At 37.4% G+C, this 17,386-nt stretch carries 16 protein-coding genes; 6 read left to right on the forward strand and 10 right to left on the reverse strand.

Annotation, left to right across the window (positions count from 1 at the left end):
* Positions 1-119 precede the first annotated feature (119 nt).
* The 4 genes from DC498_RS24415 to dnaK all read right to left on the reverse strand — a co-directional run bounded on the left by DC498_RS24415 (position 120) and on the right by dnaK (position 6,242).
* On the reverse strand, positions 120-2,030 hold the full coding sequence (locus DC498_RS24415) for a SusC/RagA family TonB-linked outer membrane protein (protein ID WP_116876747.1): 1,911 nt from the start codon (positions 2,028-2,030) through the stop codon (positions 120-122).
* A gap of 46 nt (positions 2,031-2,076) precedes the next feature.
* Positions 2,077-3,066, reverse strand: a complete 990-nt coding sequence (locus tag DC498_RS24420; protein ID WP_165813951.1) for a FecR family protein — start codon at positions 3,064-3,066, stop codon at positions 2,077-2,079.
* A 94-nt stretch (positions 3,067-3,160) separates the two neighbouring features.
* Entirely contained in the window at positions 3,161-3,745 is a 585-nt protein-coding gene (locus DC498_RS24425) for an RNA polymerase sigma factor (RefSeq protein WP_116876749.1), read from the reverse strand.
* A 580-nt stretch (positions 3,746-4,325) separates the two neighbouring features.
* A complete protein-coding gene (gene dnaK, locus DC498_RS24435) occupies positions 4,326-6,242 on the reverse strand; it encodes a molecular chaperone DnaK (RefSeq protein ID WP_116876751.1) in 1,917 nt (638 codons plus the stop codon).
* Positions 6,243-6,440: 198 nt separating this feature from the next.
* Between dnaK and DC498_RS24440 the strand changes: the two genes are divergently transcribed.
* Positions 6,441-7,865: a DUF4403 family protein gene (locus tag DC498_RS24440; protein WP_116876752.1), complete on the forward strand. Its 1,425-nt coding sequence runs from the start codon at positions 6,441-6,443 to the stop codon at positions 7,863-7,865.
* A 5-nt stretch (positions 7,866-7,870) separates the two neighbouring features.
* Here the strand turns inward: DC498_RS24440 and DC498_RS24445 are convergent, their stop codons facing one another.
* From DC498_RS24445 to DC498_RS24470, 5 genes are all read right to left on the reverse strand, one after another.
* Positions 7,871-8,527, reverse strand: coding sequence for a response regulator transcription factor (locus DC498_RS24445; RefSeq protein ID WP_116876753.1), 657 nt, complete (start codon positions 8,525-8,527; stop codon positions 7,871-7,873).
* Between the two features lie 2 nt (positions 8,528-8,529).
* Complete coding sequence (locus DC498_RS24450) at positions 8,530-9,354, reverse strand: sensor histidine kinase (RefSeq protein WP_116876754.1); 825 nt, start codon at positions 9,352-9,354, stop codon at positions 8,530-8,532.
* Between the two features lie 709 nt (positions 9,355-10,063).
* Positions 10,064-10,558 (reverse strand): hypothetical protein, encoded by a 495-nt coding sequence (locus DC498_RS24460; protein WP_116876756.1) that lies wholly within the window; start codon positions 10,556-10,558, stop codon positions 10,064-10,066.
* 667 nt (positions 10,559-11,225) lie between these two features.
* Positions 11,226-11,705, reverse strand: coding sequence for a GtrA family protein (locus tag DC498_RS24465; protein ID WP_116876757.1), 480 nt, complete (start codon positions 11,703-11,705; stop codon positions 11,226-11,228).
* 256 nt (positions 11,706-11,961) lie between these two features.
* Positions 11,962-12,492 (reverse strand): YceI family protein, encoded by a 531-nt coding sequence (locus tag DC498_RS24470; RefSeq protein WP_116876758.1) that lies wholly within the window; start codon positions 12,490-12,492, stop codon positions 11,962-11,964.
* A 195-nt stretch (positions 12,493-12,687) separates the two neighbouring features.
* On the opposite strand from DC498_RS24470, the gene DC498_RS24475 reads away from it, so the two are divergent.
* Both DC498_RS24475 and DC498_RS24480 read left to right on the forward strand, forming a co-directional pair.
* Entirely contained in the window at positions 12,688-13,287 is a 600-nt protein-coding gene (locus tag DC498_RS24475; RefSeq protein WP_116876759.1) for an RNA polymerase sigma factor, read from the forward strand.
* Positions 13,284-14,054 carry a hypothetical protein gene (locus tag DC498_RS24480; protein ID WP_116876760.1) on the forward strand — a complete coding sequence of 257 codons (771 nt, stop codon included), beginning with the start codon at positions 13,284-13,286 and terminating at the stop codon, positions 14,052-14,054. Before DC498_RS24475 ends, DC498_RS24480 begins: the two co-directional genes overlap by 4 nt.
* Positions 14,055-14,122: 68 nt before the next feature.
* On the opposite strand, the gene htpG is transcribed toward DC498_RS24480, so the two are convergent.
* Positions 14,123-15,973, reverse strand: coding sequence for a molecular chaperone HtpG (gene htpG / locus DC498_RS24485; protein ID WP_206197741.1), 1,851 nt, complete (start codon positions 15,971-15,973; stop codon positions 14,123-14,125).
* Positions 15,974-16,196: 223 nt separating this feature from the next.
* On the opposite strand from htpG, the gene rpsF reads away from it, so the two are divergent.
* Genes rpsF through rplI form a run of 3 tightly spaced genes read left to right on the forward strand, consistent with a single transcriptional unit; the run spans position 16,197 to position 17,278 of the window.
* Positions 16,197-16,553 (forward strand): 30S ribosomal protein S6, encoded by a 357-nt coding sequence (rpsF, locus tag DC498_RS24490; RefSeq protein WP_116876762.1) that lies wholly within the window; start codon positions 16,197-16,199, stop codon positions 16,551-16,553.
* A gap of 2 nt (positions 16,554-16,555) precedes the next feature.
* Entirely contained in the window at positions 16,556-16,822 is a 267-nt protein-coding gene (gene rpsR / locus DC498_RS24495) for a 30S ribosomal protein S18 (protein WP_116876763.1), read from the forward strand.
* A gap of 9 nt (positions 16,823-16,831) precedes the next feature.
* Positions 16,832-17,278, forward strand: coding sequence for a 50S ribosomal protein L9 (rplI, locus tag DC498_RS24500; RefSeq protein WP_116876764.1), 447 nt, complete (start codon positions 16,832-16,834; stop codon positions 17,276-17,278).
* Positions 17,279-17,386: the final 108 nt, after the last annotated feature.

Genomic DNA, 17,386 nt, shown 5'->3' on the forward strand with positions numbered 1-17,386 from the left:
TACAATAAATACCTATAATTTTATCAGCTGTGAGCATTGATAATTGAGTTTTGTGTGTGGTAACTCAAAATTATCTTTTATTGATGCTCTTTTTCTCCTCATTTAACTAGCAACTTGGGTTAATTAATTGAAGCTTCTGTATAAAACTGCCTGTCGCCTTCAAAACCTTTACTGAAATCAAGATAATTAGTTCCCACCCGTGTTTGCTCAAACTGCAGTTCTCCATTATTGTCTCTGCCAAGCACGGCATATCCATCAACTGTTTTTCTACGCCCGATATTATGTTGGTTAAATGCGTCAAAAGAATACATTGCTGTAGCAGAAAGCCCCTTCAACCAGAAATCAAGGCTTTGGGTAAGCCGTATATTTGACCAGAGCTGATTTCTATACTCAGTTGCATAACCTGTTTGTGTGAGCAATACGTAAGGACTTGTAAGCCCGCTACGGGCAACAGGCGCATAACCATTAGAGTACTGTGGCGGCATCGCAACAGGTGTCATCAGAAAAATATTATCCCAAATGCTGCCGGTTCCTGTGCCCGGATAATTACCCGAAGCAATATAACCAGATGCTCCGAAATCAAGCTTTGTGGTATTGGTAATATTGAGATTAAGATTGGAAGTAAAATTGAAACGCTTATACCGGATAGATGAGTTGTATTTGGCCAGTTCATCAACTTTAAATAATCCTTTTTCATCATAATAACCAACAGAAAGATAATATTTTGCATTTTCTGAGCCTCCTGTTATATTGGCATTTGCCCTCCTGTTTTCTCCGGTCTTATTAAACATTTCCTTCATCCAGTTTGTATTGGGATAAAGATCCGGATCTGAGCCATCTTTAGTAGCCTGAATACGTTCTTCCGAATACAATGGTGTAGTACTTGCAGGATTACTGCTTTTGTATGCTTCGTTTGCAAGCTCCATATACGTTGGGCCATCAACAAAGCTGGGCATTTTTGTAAAGGCTGTAAAACCCTGGTTATACTGCAAGTTAACTTTAGGCTTACCAGTTTTTCCTTTTTTTGTCTGGATAAGTATTACGCCGTTCGCACCTCTTACACCATATACGGCTGTGGCAGAAGCATCTTTTAAAATACTAAAGCTTTCTATATCCTCCGGATCAATATTATTGAAACTTCTTTCTACACCATCTACCAATACTAACGGGTTACTGTTGGTGAAAGTTGAAATACCCCTTATCCATATACTCGCATTATCATAGCCCGGCTCGCCGCTGCGCTGTACGCCAACAAGGCCAGCAAGACGTCCAGCCAATACATTAGAGAGGTTAGCAACGGGCTGTTTTAATTCATCAACCTTAACGGTAGACTGGGCGCCGATCTGGCTGATTTTCTTTTGTTTTCCATACCCCACTACTACAACCTCGTTTAAACCACCGGTGGCAGGCTCCATTGCTATATCAAATTCAATCCTGTCTTTTATAGTAATGGTTTGTGTTATATACCCTACAAAACTTAATTCCATTACTTCTCCTTTGTTAGCTATAATTTCAAACTCACCTTTTTCATTAGTAGTTGTAGCCCTGTTTGTGCCCACAATCAATACAGATACGCCATGAAGTGGGCTACCCAATGCATCTCTTATCGTTCCGGTAATTTTTATTTCTTCCTGCATCAAAACAGGATGGCTTTTAGGTTTAGCCTTGTTTTTAAAAGGCACAATTGCATACTGGGTGACTGTAACCTTATTTATTTGCAAACCACCGGCTCTAAGAATATCATCCAGACGCTGTATAATTTCTTCATCTTTTAATTGCATAACAGCGGCAGGAATGCGGATGTTTTTCGTAGCATTTTCATCCCATACAAATTTCCATTTTTTTTGAGCGTAGAGATGATCGACCATCTCTTTAAACGTTATAAGATCAGATTTGTTCTGAATGTTGCCGCTGGTAGTTACCCTGCTTGTTGATACATAACTTACCTGCGATTTTGATTCAAGATGAGTACCATATAAAATGCCACACATCAATAATTGGAGCGGCAGTCTCCTTCTTAAAGCAATCATAAGCAATAGCTGTTTATTCTGTTAAAATTGGTTGATTACGGAAAAGTTATTTTGGATCAATTATCAATTCCTTCTCATTAAGGTCTATACGGGCATTTAAGAGTATTGAAAGTGTTTTTACAAAGGTGGCTGTATCGTTGGCGGCTACAATCCCGCTGATCGATTTTATCTTCAGTTTTTCCCGGTTTTTTATAGTGAGATTTCTTTGAAAAAAAACAGAAACAATATCAGTCAGTTCATCAATACCTGTATTATCAAAATGAAAATTCCCTTCTATCCAGGGATTATACAGGGCAGCATTTACATTACTAATGGTAAAGTCGCTGTTGCTGACAGTAATTTTCTTTCCGGGTGAGAGTAATACAGTTTTAGAAAAGGCATTTGCCTCAATCTTACCTTCTTTTAAAACCGCAATACATTGCAGGGGAGTATTTACAATTGAGAAGATCGTTCCTAACACATTTATATCCAAATTGCCTGCATGCACGGCAAAAGGCACTTGTTTACCTGGCGTACTTATATTGTTTACATGGAAATAACCGCTGCCTTCAATCCAAACTTCCCGCTCATTATTTTCAGTATAACGTAATGAAGAATTTTTGTTCAGGATGATCACGCTGCTGTCCGGCAATACTATCGTTTTATTTTTATCGCCTGAGGCAATTAAAACACTTTCAGCATCTGGTTTCCTGTTAAAAAACCATATCCCGGTAGTAATAGCTATTACGGCTGCAGCAGCAAACCAATATAAAAACTTTGTTCTGGGTTGGGTGTGTGCAGCATTAAAAATATTATGCTCAATATTCAGCCAGGTATTATTATGCTGATCAGCAGTAGGAGTTATTCTTTTGAAGCCCGTTATTAGGTTATATTGCTCTATAGCCTTATCAACCGCTTCTTTTTTATGTGGATTTTTCAGCAGCCATTCGTTCCACCAGTTGCTCACTTCTTTATTATTATCAGTTCTCCAACTGATAAAATAATCATCATCAAGAAAGTCTGCAGCTTCAAAGTTTTGGTAATTGTCAGAAAGCACAATCGTTATTTTAAAGTTTAGCCTATCACTGTTTCCGTACCCGTATACAAGACAGGCGATCTCCGATAATTACCCCACGGTTTTTAACTTTTTTTTATAATTTCAAAAAAAACAGAACAAATAACGATTCAGGAATATTAGCCTTAAGGCACTCTAAGGCCCTGGCAGCCAGCTTATAAGTGGCTTTGGTAGATATGTTGAGCAAGTCTGAAATTTCTTCATAACCAAGCCCCTCAAAATATCTCAGGTAAATACACTCCTTTTGCCTGTCTGTTAGATTATTTAAGGCAATATATAAGCCACTAAGTGTTTCTGCTGATATTTCTCCTTTAGAAACCTGTTCCTCTATTATATAACTCAATTCAAATGGGGTATCTCCACCCTGGAGTAATTTATGCGTAGAAGATGCTGCTTTATTTAAAATAGTATTTTTTAAAGCGATAAAAAGATAGCTCTTAATATTTTTTATGTTAGAAAGCTGATGCCGTTTGTTCCACAGCTTTATAAAAACATCCTGGATGCAATCCTGGATAAGATGCTGATCATTATGTAATCTGCATCCATATTCAAACAACTTATCAAAGTAGCTGTTATATAAATTTTCAAAAGTTGTCTTCAAAAGTATTGCACCTGTATCATCTGCTATCACTTTTTCATAACCTTCAGTTTGTACTTGCATAATATCAAAAACATATTTTGAAGCTATACTAAAACTACAATTAAATTATTTTTCTTTTGGAAAATAGCTTTAATCTCCAACAAAATCATTATAAGATAAATATTTATCATATACGGGGTATATATCCGGTTGGATGCATTCCAAATTGTCTCTGCAATTTTAATTGCCTCGCCCTTTTTGTTTCCTCGCCACGCAACAGAGAGGGAAAAGCGGTGCAAAAATTTGGAACGTGCCCATCCTGCTATTAATACATGTTGCAATTTGGCGCAGGTTTGGTAGCATTGCCTTGTGCCGGGCCAGACCTGCTGCCTTGCTGTTACTTATCTTAACTTCTTAAACGGGCATTGCATAAATAGCAGGGCTATTATTATGGCAAAACAAGTAATGCTCAGGCATCAGGTCAGCTAACACACACAACACCTGCGCTACAAACCTACGCCAGTTCCGATAAACTTACCGGCAGGAGATAAGATTTTTTGCTACTGGAATGTGTCTTCACATACCAGCATAAATAGGCAAAATACAGGTTCACAAAAAAACCCTCCGTTTCGCGGAGGGTCATTATATTACTAACTTCACATTATTTCACTTCTTCAAATTCAGCATCGGTAACATTATCACCAGCCGGGGCATTTGCGCCCTGTGGCTCCTGCTGACCAGCACCACCGGTTGGATCGCCGGCAGTTGCACCACCCTGCTGTGCTTTGTATATTTCTTCAGAAGCCGCAGTCCATGCTGTATTTAATTCAGAAAGAGAAGAATCAATAGCCGCAACATCCTGTTGTTTGTGCGCTTCTTTCAATTTGCTGAGCGCTGATTCAATAGGCGCTTTTTTATCAGCAGATATTTTGTCTCCAAACTCTTTCAATTGTTTTTCAGTCTGGAAAATTAGACTATCGGCCTGGTTTACCTTATCAACTTTTTCACGGGCTTCTTTATCACTTGCCTCATTTGCCTTTGCTTCAGCCTTCATTTTTTCAACTTCTTCCTTGCTTAAACCACTGCCTGCTTCAATCCTGATCTTCTGTTCTTTACCGGTGCCTTTATCTTTAGCAGTTACGTTTAATATGCCGTTAGCGTCAATATCAAAAATAACTTCAATCTGCGGTACTCCGCGTGGAGCCGGCGGTATACCATCTAAGTTAAACATACCGAGGCTCTTATTTTGAGAAGCCATCGGACGCTCTCCCTGCAGCACATGAATCTGTACGCCTGGCTGGTTATCAGAAGCAGTAGAGAATGTTTCAGATTTTTTAGTAGGTATGGTTGTGTTTGAATCAATCAGGCGTGTCATTACACCACCCATTGTTTCAATACCCAAAGAAAGCGGCGTTACATCAAGCAACAATACATCTTTCACTTCTCCGGTTAATACCGCGCCCTGTATACCAGCGCCAATTGCCACCACCTCATCAGGGTTAACGCCTTTATTAGGTTTCTTACCAAAAAATTTCTCTACTATTTCCTGCACTTTAGGTATACGTGTACTACCACCCACCAATATCACTTCATCAATCTGGGAAGTAGAAAGCCCTGCATCTTTTAAGGCCTGCTCACAAGGTTTAAGACACCTTTCAAACAAGCTGTCAGCCAACTGCTCAAATTTTGCACGGGTCAATTTTTTAACCAGGTGCTTGGGCACACCATCAACAGCTGTTACATAAGGCAGGTTTATCTCTGTTTCGCTTGAAGAAGACAATTCTACTTTAGCTTTTTCAGCAGCTTCTTTCAAACGTTGTAATGCCATAGGATCTTTACGCAGATCAATATTTTCATCTTTCCTGAATTCGTCTGCCAGCCAGTCAATGATCACTTTATCAAAATCATCACCACCCAGGTGTGTATCACCATTGGTAGATTTCACTTCAAATACGCCATCTCCCAATTCAAGAATAGATATATCGAAAGTACCGCCGCCAAGGTCGAATACCGCGATTTTTTCATCTTTATGCTTTTTTTCCAAGCCGTAAGCCAATGCCGCAGCAGTTGGTTCATTTACTATACGGCGAACAGTTAAACCGGCAATTTCACCAGCTTCTTTTGTTGCCTGGCGCTGGGCATCGTTAAAATAAGCAGGCACTGTAATAACAGCTTCTGTTACTTCCTGTCCAAGATAATCTTCAGCGGTTTTTTTCATTTTCTGCAAAATCATCGCAGAAATTTCCTGTGGCGTATATAATCTGCCATCAATATCTATACGAATAGTATTATTATCGCCTTTTACAACTTTGTAGGCTACGTGTTTTAGTTCTTCGGATACCTCATCAAAGCGGCGGCCCATAAAGCGCTTTACTGACATTATGGTATTTACCGGGTTAGTAATGGCCTGACGTTTTGCAGGATCCCCTACTTTACGCTCTCCATTTTTTAAAAATGCCACTACTGAAGGCGTGGTACGACGACCTTCATCATTGGCTATTACTACAGGCTCATTACCTTCCATAACAGCAACGCAGCTATTGGTGGTACCGAGGTCAATTCCTATTATTTTTCCCATATCTCTTTATAATTGTATTAAATAATTTGATTTAGTATGAAATGTATTGTCAATCATTATGCCATGAGCCTGAAAAGTGCAAAAATGGCAGTTATTTTTATTATACCTGACAAACTAAAATTGTTTTAAAAATTAACGCGCTCAACGATTTAGGCACAACAAAAGCTTTATATATTTATCACAATTTTCAATATCTGTATGAAGCATACCGGTAGTTTTATTTTAATGCTGATTTTTTTAAGTGCCTGTTCAAAAAAAATCATTCCTGAGAAGCCTGAGCTTGCCAAAACTTATTTTTCATTAGATACGCTGCCTTTAAGCGACATTGATATTCCCCTGCAGGTTAACCTGAAGCCTCTATACGAAATTGCGGAAAAGAACGTACAAAAGATTTATGCTTCTGATGGTTGGCCCAATGAATATATTGTAAATAATTGCGATACAAAATACATGTATCGTTTTAAAAGAGGTCCGCTCCGCATCAGCTCCAGAGGCAATATTGTAAACTTCAATTTTACCGGCAGCTATATTATAGCGGGTGCACAGCGGGTATGCACCGGTTCCGGAAGTGACAGAGTGGCTATTTCCCCCTGGTCGCCGGTATGCGCCTGCGGACTGAAAGAAGCGGAACCGAAGGTGGACATCGGGTACAAAGCCAACCTGCAGATAAAAAACAACTATAATGTTGCTACCAGGTTCCAGGCGCTTGATCCTAAACCATTGGATAAATGTACGGTTTGCTTTTGGGGACAGGATATTACGCCGGTTGTAATGGCTCAGTTAAAAGAAGAGCTGATAATAGCCGGCAAGGATATTGAGGACTCACTTAACAGCCTGAATTTCCGCCCTCAGTTTCAGCAGTTGTGGGATGTATTGAATACAAGTGTGAAACTGTATGATATCGGGTACCTGCAATTAAACCCTGAAAAATTGAGGATGAGCTCACTGTATGCTCAAAACGATTCTCTCAATATTTCTGTTGGTATATCTGCGCGACCATTGATCAGCCTTACGAGAACAATAGATCACAAAACCGTTGTTCCGGATATCAGTGATTTTACGCGCCGCAAAGGCTTTAGTATATATATTGATGCTATTATGAACTATGATTCGTTAAGCCAGCTACTTACCCAACAACTAGCCGGCAAACGGATTGATATGGATAAACTGGGAAAGTATATCATCATAGAAAAATGTGACCTATATGGCGCCGACAATGAAAAGCTCATCATTAAAATAAGCTTTAAAGGATCAGACAATGGCGTTATGTATTTAACAGGAAAACCAGTATTTAATCCATCCAGAAACGAATTGCAGGTTAAAGAAATTGATTACGATATACGTACCAAAAACTTTTTGATTAAAACAGCCAAATGGCTATTTAACAGGAAAATCATTAATGAACTCAATAAATATTCAACCTTTAATATGCAGGCCTATACTGATACCTTGATAAATAAGGTAAACAACCAGATGAACGGGGAATTGCAGAAAGGAATATTTGCACAAGGTAAAATGGAATCTATACAGGTAGTAAATATATACCCGTTAAAAGAAAATTTTGTACTAAGGTGCAACAGTAAGGGAGAACTGGCGATCAGGATAGATTCATTTGAACTATGAATATATCACACTTCAAAAATGCCATTTTTAATAGCATATAAAACCAGTCCTACCCGCGACTTTAGCTTTAATTTTTCGAATAAGGTATTTCTATAATCTTCAACACGTCTTTGTCCTACATACATTTTTTCGGCTATTTCTTTATAGGACAGATCTGAGCAAATCAGCCTCAGGAACTCTCTTTCTTTTTCAGTAAGGAAAGTAATATCATCGGGCACATCCATATTCCTGTTAAGCCCGCCAATTATTTTTCCTGATATATACTCCGATAAATAAAAATTTTTTTTCATCACCGAATTGAGTGCAAGCTCCAGCTCTTCCGGATCAGTTGATTTCAGAATATATCCTTTAGCGCCCAGCTTAAGCATACGTATGATCGTATTTTCATCGCCCAGCATTGATAAAGCCAGTACTTTTATCTGCGGGTAATTTTTATATAGCCACTCTGCGGTTTCAAAACCATTCATCCCCGGCATATTCACATCAAGTAAAATAATATCGGGAATATATTTTTTTACAAGAAGCTGCTTCAGCTCTTCTCCGTTAGCAGCCTCAAAAGCAACCGAAAAATTATCAAATGACTCAATAAGCTTGGCCAACGCATTCCTCAAAAGCGTATGATCATCAACAATAGCTACATGTATAGCTGCTTTAGTATCCATAATTATTCATCAATCGTTTGGGCTGATGTAGTTATAGGTAGCTCCATTTTTACTGATGTACCTTTGCCCGGGTAGCTGTCAAAAACTATAGTTGCACCGATTAATTTTGCCCTGTTCATCATGCTTTTTAATCCAACGCCGTTAAGTGGAGATTTTGAATCTTTTTTATCCTGTATGCTGAATCCCACTCCATTATCTACTACAGAAAGTATAAAATTATCAGAGGCGGTGTAATCCAACAGGATATTTAACTGGGTAGCTTTTGCATGCTTTAATATATTATTTACAAGCTCCTGAAAAATACGGAATATAAAAATCTCCTTTTGTCCGCTGAGTTTATATTCTTCTCCTTCCACATCAAACTGTACATTCATTAATCCTGTTTTCTTAAGTGTCTGCAAATCAAACCGCACAGATTCAACCAGTCCAATTTGAGCAATCCTGTCTGTATGAAGGCTTTTTGTAAGATCGGCAAGATCAAACACAGCCTTATTTAATACTTCCCTGATATGTTGTAAAGGCTCGTATGCTTTATGCTCTTTTTCAACGGGTAAAACAGAAAGTGATAATTTTACAACAGACAAGATCTGCCCGATGTTGTCATGCAATTCCTGTGCAATATTTTTTAATGTTGCCTCCTGTATCTCAAGTTGAGACTTCAGAACTTCCTGGTCATACTCCTCTTTAAGCCGGGTTAACTCCTGCTCCTGCCTGTGTTGCCGCTTTTGATACAACAAAAGAACTGTTACCACAAACCCTACCAGTAAAAAGGCAAGTAAGCCGCCTATTATTATTAAAAAAAAGAATTCCTGATCCTGATCCTGCATAATGAAGCAATGATAAAGGATGAATATAGTAAAATATTAAGGAGGGAAATAATTGAAGTATAATTTTTTATGAAGATATTCGATGAACTGGATAAAAAATTATTTAAAGCAAACAGTGGAAAGCCACAACTATAGAAGAACAGCAATCCTGAACATATCCAGAAAAAGGGGTCCCTGGCTAAATTAATATATTTATCAGAGGTGAACAGTTCATAAAAATAAAAAATGGTGGAAAGAACAATGATCAGCGTTCCTGTTGCATAAGAAATGCTCACAAACTGATCTTTGCGCGGTTGCAAAAAAAATATATTTATTATTACAAATAACGGGTATAGCCAGGAAACGAATAGCAAAAAAGACCGCATTCTTTTATTCCGGATTACATTACGAACCAATAAAAAGTAAAATACTGGTTGTATAATCATAAAGAAGTTGTATAGCCACACGTTGGGTCTTGCATTGTACCCCATCCACAAAGCAATTATCTCAACCAAGAAAGTTAAAAGCAAAAATGGAGAAAGGAGATACAGATAAATAGAAATCCTTTTTTCGAAATAAAATCTACAAGCTGCCAGTGATGCTAACAAAATAAAATATATGTATACCTCACTAAATATCATTTGTGCAAGATAAAGGGAGTAAATGATTTATAAAAACAAAAAACCTCCTGAGTTATCAGGAGGTTTATATTATAATAACTGATAGTATTTTATACTAAAGTCATGCCTTGTTCGCCTCTGTCTACAATGGTAATTCCTATACCGCCCCAGTCATCAGCATCGGCTGGTTTTGGAGGCACCGGGCAACTTGGAGGGCAAATTTTTCCAAAGTTATATGCCAGTATGGTAGTGGCATCTCCATCCTGTACGTAAATATCTTTATGCCCTGTTCCCTCTTCCATTTCTTTGCTCTTGGTTGCTACAAGTGCCAATGTTTGACGTCCGGCATATTCTGGCTTTTCAGTAAAATCTGAAGGATATGCTGCGAAATAGAATTTGATACCGTCTGCACCATGCATTTTTGCAGTGTTTATGAACTCCTCAAGTTCTTCAATGCTGTACCAGGTACTTAATGAATCTTCTTTACCAATACGTGCTGAATTGTGCACCCATCTTTCTTGCTTATAAGTTCTAACTATACTGTCTACATAAGCTGTGTTTACGTACTTTCCGCTCTTTAATGATTTCTTTTGAATTGTAAGCATGTTCTGTGGTTTAAAGTGAATGAAAAATTATTTCGCTGTAAAGCTAAACATGCACAATAGAAAAATATATATACAAATTATTGCAATCTATTTAATTACAAATTAATATTATTTATACTAAATAGAACCTCAATAACAAATGTCAATTTCAATCAAAAAAAACCGTTAAAACAACATAATAAAACCGTTAAAAAACGGTACCTGGGCTACCGTTAAAAAACGGTGGAAAATCACCGTTAAAAAACGGTAATAAAATACCGCTATTACTTTTCGACAACAAATATGTTTTTGATAGATATTTAATGCACGATGGTGCTAGTTCAAGAGTATTGACGGTTCTAACTGTTTTGTATAACCGAAATTAGAAGACAATTCTCAAGGAAAGGTTAACCAGCTCAATTTCCTAAAACTTTGGTTCATATAGATACAGCAAAGACTACTTTTTTAGAACATTTTATACATGTTGATGTCCATAAACCTTATCCTATTTTTCGATCTGGCTGTTGCCGACCTATAAGAAAAACACACTTACAGGTAAACCTGTAGTAGGAATAAAATTGTTTAGACCATGAAATAAGTTAGACCTTTTGTAAAAACACCTGATCTATCTTTTCCATCTCCCGAAAAAAGTAATGGATAATAAATGGTCTAAGCATTTATTCCAATTTCAATTTTTAGTTTTAGTTTTAAAGGTAAAATGCCGTTGTGTTAGATAGCTGAAGCAAACTACAATAATTGTTGTAACTACTTTAGCTATCGTAGGATAAAAACCAAATTGCTCTACAAAGAGTTTTATAAAAATATAATTTAAAACCACGCACATTACTACCATCGCAAAATACCGGATCAATTGAATTCTTCCCCGCAAAGTAGACCCTGTAAATACTATATTCCGCATTAGCAGAAATCCTATTGGAAATGTTACAAAAAAAGAGATAATAAATGAAGCTATATATGGACTTATGCTTATAAAAGGAGTGTGTACAATTTGCTTCTTTAAGATGAAATTATAGGTAACGAAGTAGATAATAATATCAAGTAAAGTATTACCTCCCCCACACGCTACATACCGGAATGTTTGCCTGTCAATAAATTTTTGAAAAGGTGTATAAACAAAGTCAAGCAGGGCAATTATGAAATGCTTCAAGTGGTATGATTATAATTTTTACAAAAAAAATGCATTTTATTCAAAAAAAGATTAGGTAAAACGATTGGTTGCATTCCAGATTTCCCCTGGCTGGCGGAAACACCAACCAGGGCGTGCGCCTTGGGCAGTGTCTCACCGCACACTTCCGCGAAAGTTTGAAATGCATCCAATCTATTTCATATTATCCTGCTTTTGTTCAAAATAAAAAAGCTACCCTCAAAACAAAGGCAGCTTCTTCCACACTTCTATTATAAAATTATTGTTTAACATATTGTACCTCAGCACTTACCCTAACTTCATCACTTACTACTACCCCACCAGCCTCTGTAGCGGCATTCCAGTTTAAACCAAAATCTTTACGGTTAATTTTTGCAGCAACAGAAAAGCCTGCCTTTGTCTGACCATAAGGGTCCTTAACAACACCACCGGCTTCTACAGATATTTTTACTTTTTTTGTTACGCCATGCAATGTGAGGTCGCCTTCTGCTTCATATTCATCACCGCCTTTTGAGCGCAGGCCATTTGCTTCAAACACCAGCTCCGGATATTTTTCAGTCTCAAAAAAATCAGGACTTTTAAGATGAGCGTCTCTTTGCTCATTGCCGGTAGTTATAGAATCTACTATTGCTGTAAACCTGATCTTAGCTTTTGTAAAATCATCTCCTTCAGTCTCTACCGTTGAGGTAAATGCCTGGAAACTACCCGTTACGTTAGTTATCATTAAGTGCCTGATTTTAAATTGTATTTCGCTGTGTGAAGGATCTATGATCCATGTAGTTGTTGCCATGATTTATATCGTTTTAATATTTGACTGCAAATATAATTAATGTTTAAACATTGATTTGTTAATAATTCCCTCTTTTTATCCCTCAAAAGGCTTACCACAAATATTTTATAGCCTGCTGAAAATAAATATATCCGCTTTTTTTACGTTTTACAGTTACAAAACATCCTTCAGCCTTTACCAATAATAGTATGTAAAATGAACAGCAAATTGAGATTAAGCGATACTGATTTGATAATCAGCATCAAAACAAATAAAAATCTTAATAGTGCGATAGCCTTTATTTACGAAGCACATTTTGAATACCTGAGTTCTTTAATTACTAATAATAGTGGCAGCGAGCAGGACGCCCAGGATATACTGCAGGAAGTAATGGTAGATTTTATCCGGGTGGTGCAGTCAGGAAAGTTCAGGGAAGAATCCAGCGTAAAAACTTTTTTGCATTCAATGACGAGGAATTGCTGGCTGAATGAGTTGAAGAAAAGAAACAGCGCGGAAAAGAGGGATAAGGTTTTTGAAAGAAACCGCTTGCAGGATGATAACAGCAACGAAACCTATGAGCAGCGGGAATCAAAAAAAAAGCTATTAGAAGTATTTAATACCCTGGGTGATGGGTGTAAAAAAATCCTTACCCTGTTTTATTTCGAAAGTTTATCAATGAAAGAAATAGTTGAACAAACCAATTACGAAAACGAGCAGGTAGTAAGAAATAAAAAACACAAGTGTTTTAAAACACTTGTAGCATTGGTAAAAAATAATGTAGCAATTATTGAAACGCTGAAAGCAAATAGTATATGACTTACGATTTTAACGCCAATATTGATTTACTAGAGCAGTACATAGATGGTACCGTGAATGATGAGGAAAGAAAATTAGTTGAGCAACTATTAAATAACAATGCCGAACTGCGGGAAGCATATGAATATATGAATATGGCTGTAGCCTCAGTAAAACTTTCTGCTTTGCACAGGCAGGTAGGTAATATTGCAGCAGCATACAAAACAGGTAAAAACAGCAGTACCGCTACACAGGGTCAACCGGCAAAAATACGTAGTATAGGCTTTTACGCTATGCGTGTAGCAGCGGTATTGGCAGTGGTATTAGCTTCTTACACAGCAATACAATATGCCACCATAACCCCGGATAAATTATATACCTCTGCCTTTGAAGCATATAATTTATCAGCAACAAGAAGCGCTTCCAAAGGAACTGATATAGAACAATCATATAAAATGGGAAACTGGAATGCCGTGTTATCTGCCATTTCTAATGAAAGCGGGCAAAAAGAAAAATTTCTTGGCGGCGTCTCAGCATTATATCTCGATAAATTTGATGTGGCTGCTGATTATTTTAACCAGGTAATTGACGCAAATAAAACGCTTACTGAAAAACCATATACCCAGGAAAGTGAATTTTATCTTGCGCTTGCTTTAATTAAGCTTCAAAACTATGATGCGGCAAAAAGCATCATTCATAAAATAACAGCAAATCCTGATCATACTTATTATAACCAGGTAAAAAAAATAAGTACGATTAAAACAGCCTTACTTTCTTTTAAGAAATAACAATTATCATATAAAATATAAAAACCCCGACATACAATCCGGGGTTTTATATTTTATAAAGATCGTTTTTAGCCCTCCACAATAATCTTTCCTTTCTGCACTCCTCCTATCAGTTCAACACTGCGGTTGATAAATTCGGTAAGATTATTTCCTTTCAGCAAACCCTGGGATAGCAATGCAAGATCTGCGAGGTTATGCACCAGCTTTTCTTTTTTATCACTATCTGTTTCAGCTAAAATATTCTGATAGACAGGATGATTACCATTCACTGTAAGCGATACTTCATCAGGCATGTTTGCATAAAAACTTCCCATTGGCCCGCTTACCGATGCCATATCTTTCATACGCCTCATAAATTCAGGTCTTGTGGCTACAACCGGGGGAGCATCAGCGCTAAGCCCTTTCACCTCCACCGTCATATTTACCTCAGGCATTTTAATATCAAACAGGTTTTTCAATGCTTCAGCTTCTTCCTTATTCAATACTGATTCACCACCTTCCTGTTTATCAATGAGATTATCAACAATATCTGCATCAACACGGGTAAAAGTTACATTATCCAGCTTATGTTCTACCTGGTTAATAAATGCTGAATCAACAATAGTTTCCATCTTCACAATAACATAGCCCTTTGCTTTTGCCTGCTGTATATAAGCGTCCTGCTGTACCGGATTAGTAGTATATAAAATCACCAGCTTGCCGTCTTTATTCTTTTGCAATGTTTCAGCAGCCAGCCTGTATTCTTCAAGCGTATAAAATTTACCGCCATCGACATCCTCAAACAGGTTGAATTTATTCGCCTTTTCAAAAAACTTGTCGTCTGTCATCATTCCATACTTCACAAACAATCCAATACTCTCCCATTTTTCTTCAAATTCTTTTCGCTCTTTATTAAAAATTTCTTCAAGCTTATCCGCAACTTTTTTGGTAATATAATTATTGATCTTTTTAACATTAGGATCACCCTGCAAATAGCTGCGGCTAACGTTCAGCGGAATATCAGGAGAATCAATCACACCCTGTAACAGCATCAAGAACTCGGGCACTATATCTTTTACTTCATCCGTTACAAATACCTGGTTGCTGTAAAGCTGAATTTTATCCTTTTGTATTTCGTAGCTCTGTTTTATTTTAGGGAAATACAAAATACCGGTAAGATTAAATGGGTAATCAACATTCAGATGAATCCAGAATAATGGCGTTTCATTATAAGGATATAGTTCCTTGTAAAAATTCTGGTAATCTTCTGTTGTAAGTTCAGAAGGTTTTTTGGTCCATGCAGGGTTTGTATTATTGATTTGCTTGTCTTCAAAAAAGATAGGCACAGGCAGGAACTTACAGAATTTTTCAAGTATCTGACTTATCCTGTGGGTTTCTAAAAATTCTTTGCTTTCTTCATTTATATGGAGAATAATATCCGTACCTCTTTCTCCTTTATCCACTTCTTCAAGGGTAAATGCCGGGCTGCCATCACATTCCCATTTTACTGCGGGAGTATCTTCCTTATATGATTTAGTCACTACTTCCACTTTATCGCTCACCATAAAAGCAGAATAAAAACCAAGCCCGAAGTGACCGATAATATTCGCGTCATTCTGCCCTTTGTATTTCTGAAGAAATTCTTCGGCGCCGCTAAAAGCCACCTGGTTCAGGTATTTATCAACCTCTCCGGCTGTCATACCAATACCCTTGTCTGAAATAGTAAGCGTTTTAGCTTCAGCATCTAACTTAATATCTATTCGCAATTCGCCCAATTCGCCTTTCGCTTCGCCGATAGAGGATAATGTTTTCAATTTCTGGGTTGCGTCTACCGCATTGCTCACCAATTCCCTCACAAAAATGTCATGCTCGCTGTACAGAAATTTCTTAATTATCGGGAAAATATTCTCCGTTTGTACGCGTATATTGCCTTTTTGCATAATATATGTAATTAAATTAATATTATATATGTGCTCTACTGGGACAAATAAAATGCCATTTGAGAGATTACTGACAGGATGGCAAGAAGGTTTGTAGTTTGTGGTTTATGGTTTGAGGTTTAACCCCGAAGCCACAAACTACAAACCATAAACAAATAATTCCGGATATAGCAAAAAAACTTACCTTTGCACCCCATTATTTAAAAACCAAAAATTCAGGGTAATGAACAATTATGAATTGATGGTGATTTTTACCCCTATTCTGAGCGAAGAAGAATTTAAAGCAGCTCAGAAAAAATACACTGATCTTGTTGCCGAAGTTGGCGGTGAGATAGTGCATTCAAACCCCTGGGGGTTAAAATCACTGGCGTATCCCATCCAGAAAAAAACCACAGGTATTTACTGGGTGATGGAATTTACTGCGCCATCCAGCTTCAATGAATCTTTGAAGATTCAACTGCTACGTGACGAGCAGGTTTTACGTCACATGGTAACGAAACTCGATAAATACGCCGTCGTGTACAATGCCAGAAAGAAAAGTGGTGTAAATTATAAAACCGAAAAAGCGCAGGCTGAATAGTTATGGCAAAAGCTAATGAAATAAAATATCTTACGGCTATCAAAACCGAGAAGCCTAAGAAAAAATTCTGCCGCTTTAAGAAATACGGCATTAAGTACATAGACTACAAGGATATTGAGTTTTTAAAGAAATTCCTGAATGAGCAGGGTAAAATGTTGCCCCGCCGCATTACAGGAAATTCACTTAAATACCAGCGTAAAGTGTCTGACGCAATAAAAAAGGCCAGGCAAATGGCTTTATTACCTTACGTAACTGATCTTTTAAAGTAGGAGGCAATCATGGAAGTAATCTTAATACAAGACGTAGATAACCTGGGCTCTGCCAACGAAAAAGTAAAGGTAAAGAGCGGTTACGCACGTAATTATCTTATTCCTCAGAAATATGCTATCGAGGCTTCTCCATCTAATTTAAAACAATTGGAAGAAAAGCTGAAACAGCTGAAAAAGAAGGAAGAAAAATTACTGGCTGAAATTAACCAGGTAATAAGCAAACTGAACGAAGGTCCATTAAAAATTGGCGCGAAAACCGGTACTTCAGGTAAAATTTTCGGTAGCATTACTACTGTACAGCTTGCCCGTGCTATCCGCGACCAAAAAGGATATGAAATAGACCGCCGCAGGATTCATATTCTGGACGAAGTTAAAGAACTCGGCACCCACAAAGCTAAAGTAGATTTCGGTAACGGAAACGAAACCGAGCTCAGCTTTGAAGTAGTGGCTGAATAATATTTAAACTATAAGCAAAAGAGTAACATTACAATAGTTTTACTCTTTTGCTTTATATGTGTTTTTACTTACCCCTTCTTTCCGTTTGTAATAAATATGGTATTTTTT

Source organism: Terrimonas sp., assembly GCF_003075435.1.
In the GTDB taxonomy this organism is placed as follows: Bacteria; Bacteroidota; Bacteroidia; order Chitinophagales; family Chitinophagaceae; genus Agriterribacter.

Bases quoted from the DNA above. Each gene is read 5' to 3' on its own strand.
- DC498_RS24415 (WP_116876747.1), bottom strand. From the start codon at position 2,030: ATGATTGCTTTAAGAAGGAGACTGCCGCTCCAATTATTGATGTGTGGC.
- DC498_RS24425 (WP_116876749.1), bottom strand. From the start codon at position 3,745: ATGCAAGTACAAACTGAAGGTTATGAAAAAGTGATAGCAGATGATACA.
- dnaK (WP_116876751.1), bottom strand. From the start codon at position 6,242: ATGGGAAAAATAATAGGAATTGACCTCGGTACCACCAATAGCTGCGTT.
- DC498_RS24440 (WP_116876752.1), top strand. From the start codon at position 6,441: ATGAAGCATACCGGTAGTTTTATTTTAATGCTGATTTTTTTAAGTGCC.
- DC498_RS24445 (WP_116876753.1), bottom strand. From the start codon at position 8,527: ATGGATACTAAAGCAGCTATACATGTAGCTATTGTTGATGATCATACG.
- DC498_RS24450 (WP_116876754.1), bottom strand. From the start codon at position 9,354: ATGCAGGATCAGGATCAGGAATTCTTTTTTTTAATAATAATAGGCGGC.
- DC498_RS24460 (WP_116876756.1), bottom strand. From the start codon at position 10,558: ATGCTTACAATTCAAAAGAAATCATTAAAGAGCGGAAAGTACGTAAAC.
- DC498_RS24470 (WP_116876758.1), bottom strand. From the start codon at position 12,492: ATGGCAACAACTACATGGATCATAGATCCTTCACACAGCGAAATACAA.
- DC498_RS24475 (WP_116876759.1), top strand. From the start codon at position 12,688: ATGAACAGCAAATTGAGATTAAGCGATACTGATTTGATAATCAGCATC.
- DC498_RS24480 (WP_116876760.1), top strand. From the start codon at position 13,284: ATGACTTACGATTTTAACGCCAATATTGATTTACTAGAGCAGTACATA.
- htpG (WP_206197741.1), bottom strand. From the start codon at position 15,973: ATGCAAAAAGGCAATATACGCGTACAAACGGAGAATATTTTCCCGATA.
- rpsF (WP_116876762.1), top strand. From the start codon at position 16,197: ATGAACAATTATGAATTGATGGTGATTTTTACCCCTATTCTGAGCGAA.
- rpsR (WP_116876763.1), top strand. From the start codon at position 16,556: ATGGCAAAAGCTAATGAAATAAAATATCTTACGGCTATCAAAACCGAG.
- rplI (WP_116876764.1), top strand. From the start codon at position 16,832: ATGGAAGTAATCTTAATACAAGACGTAGATAACCTGGGCTCTGCCAAC.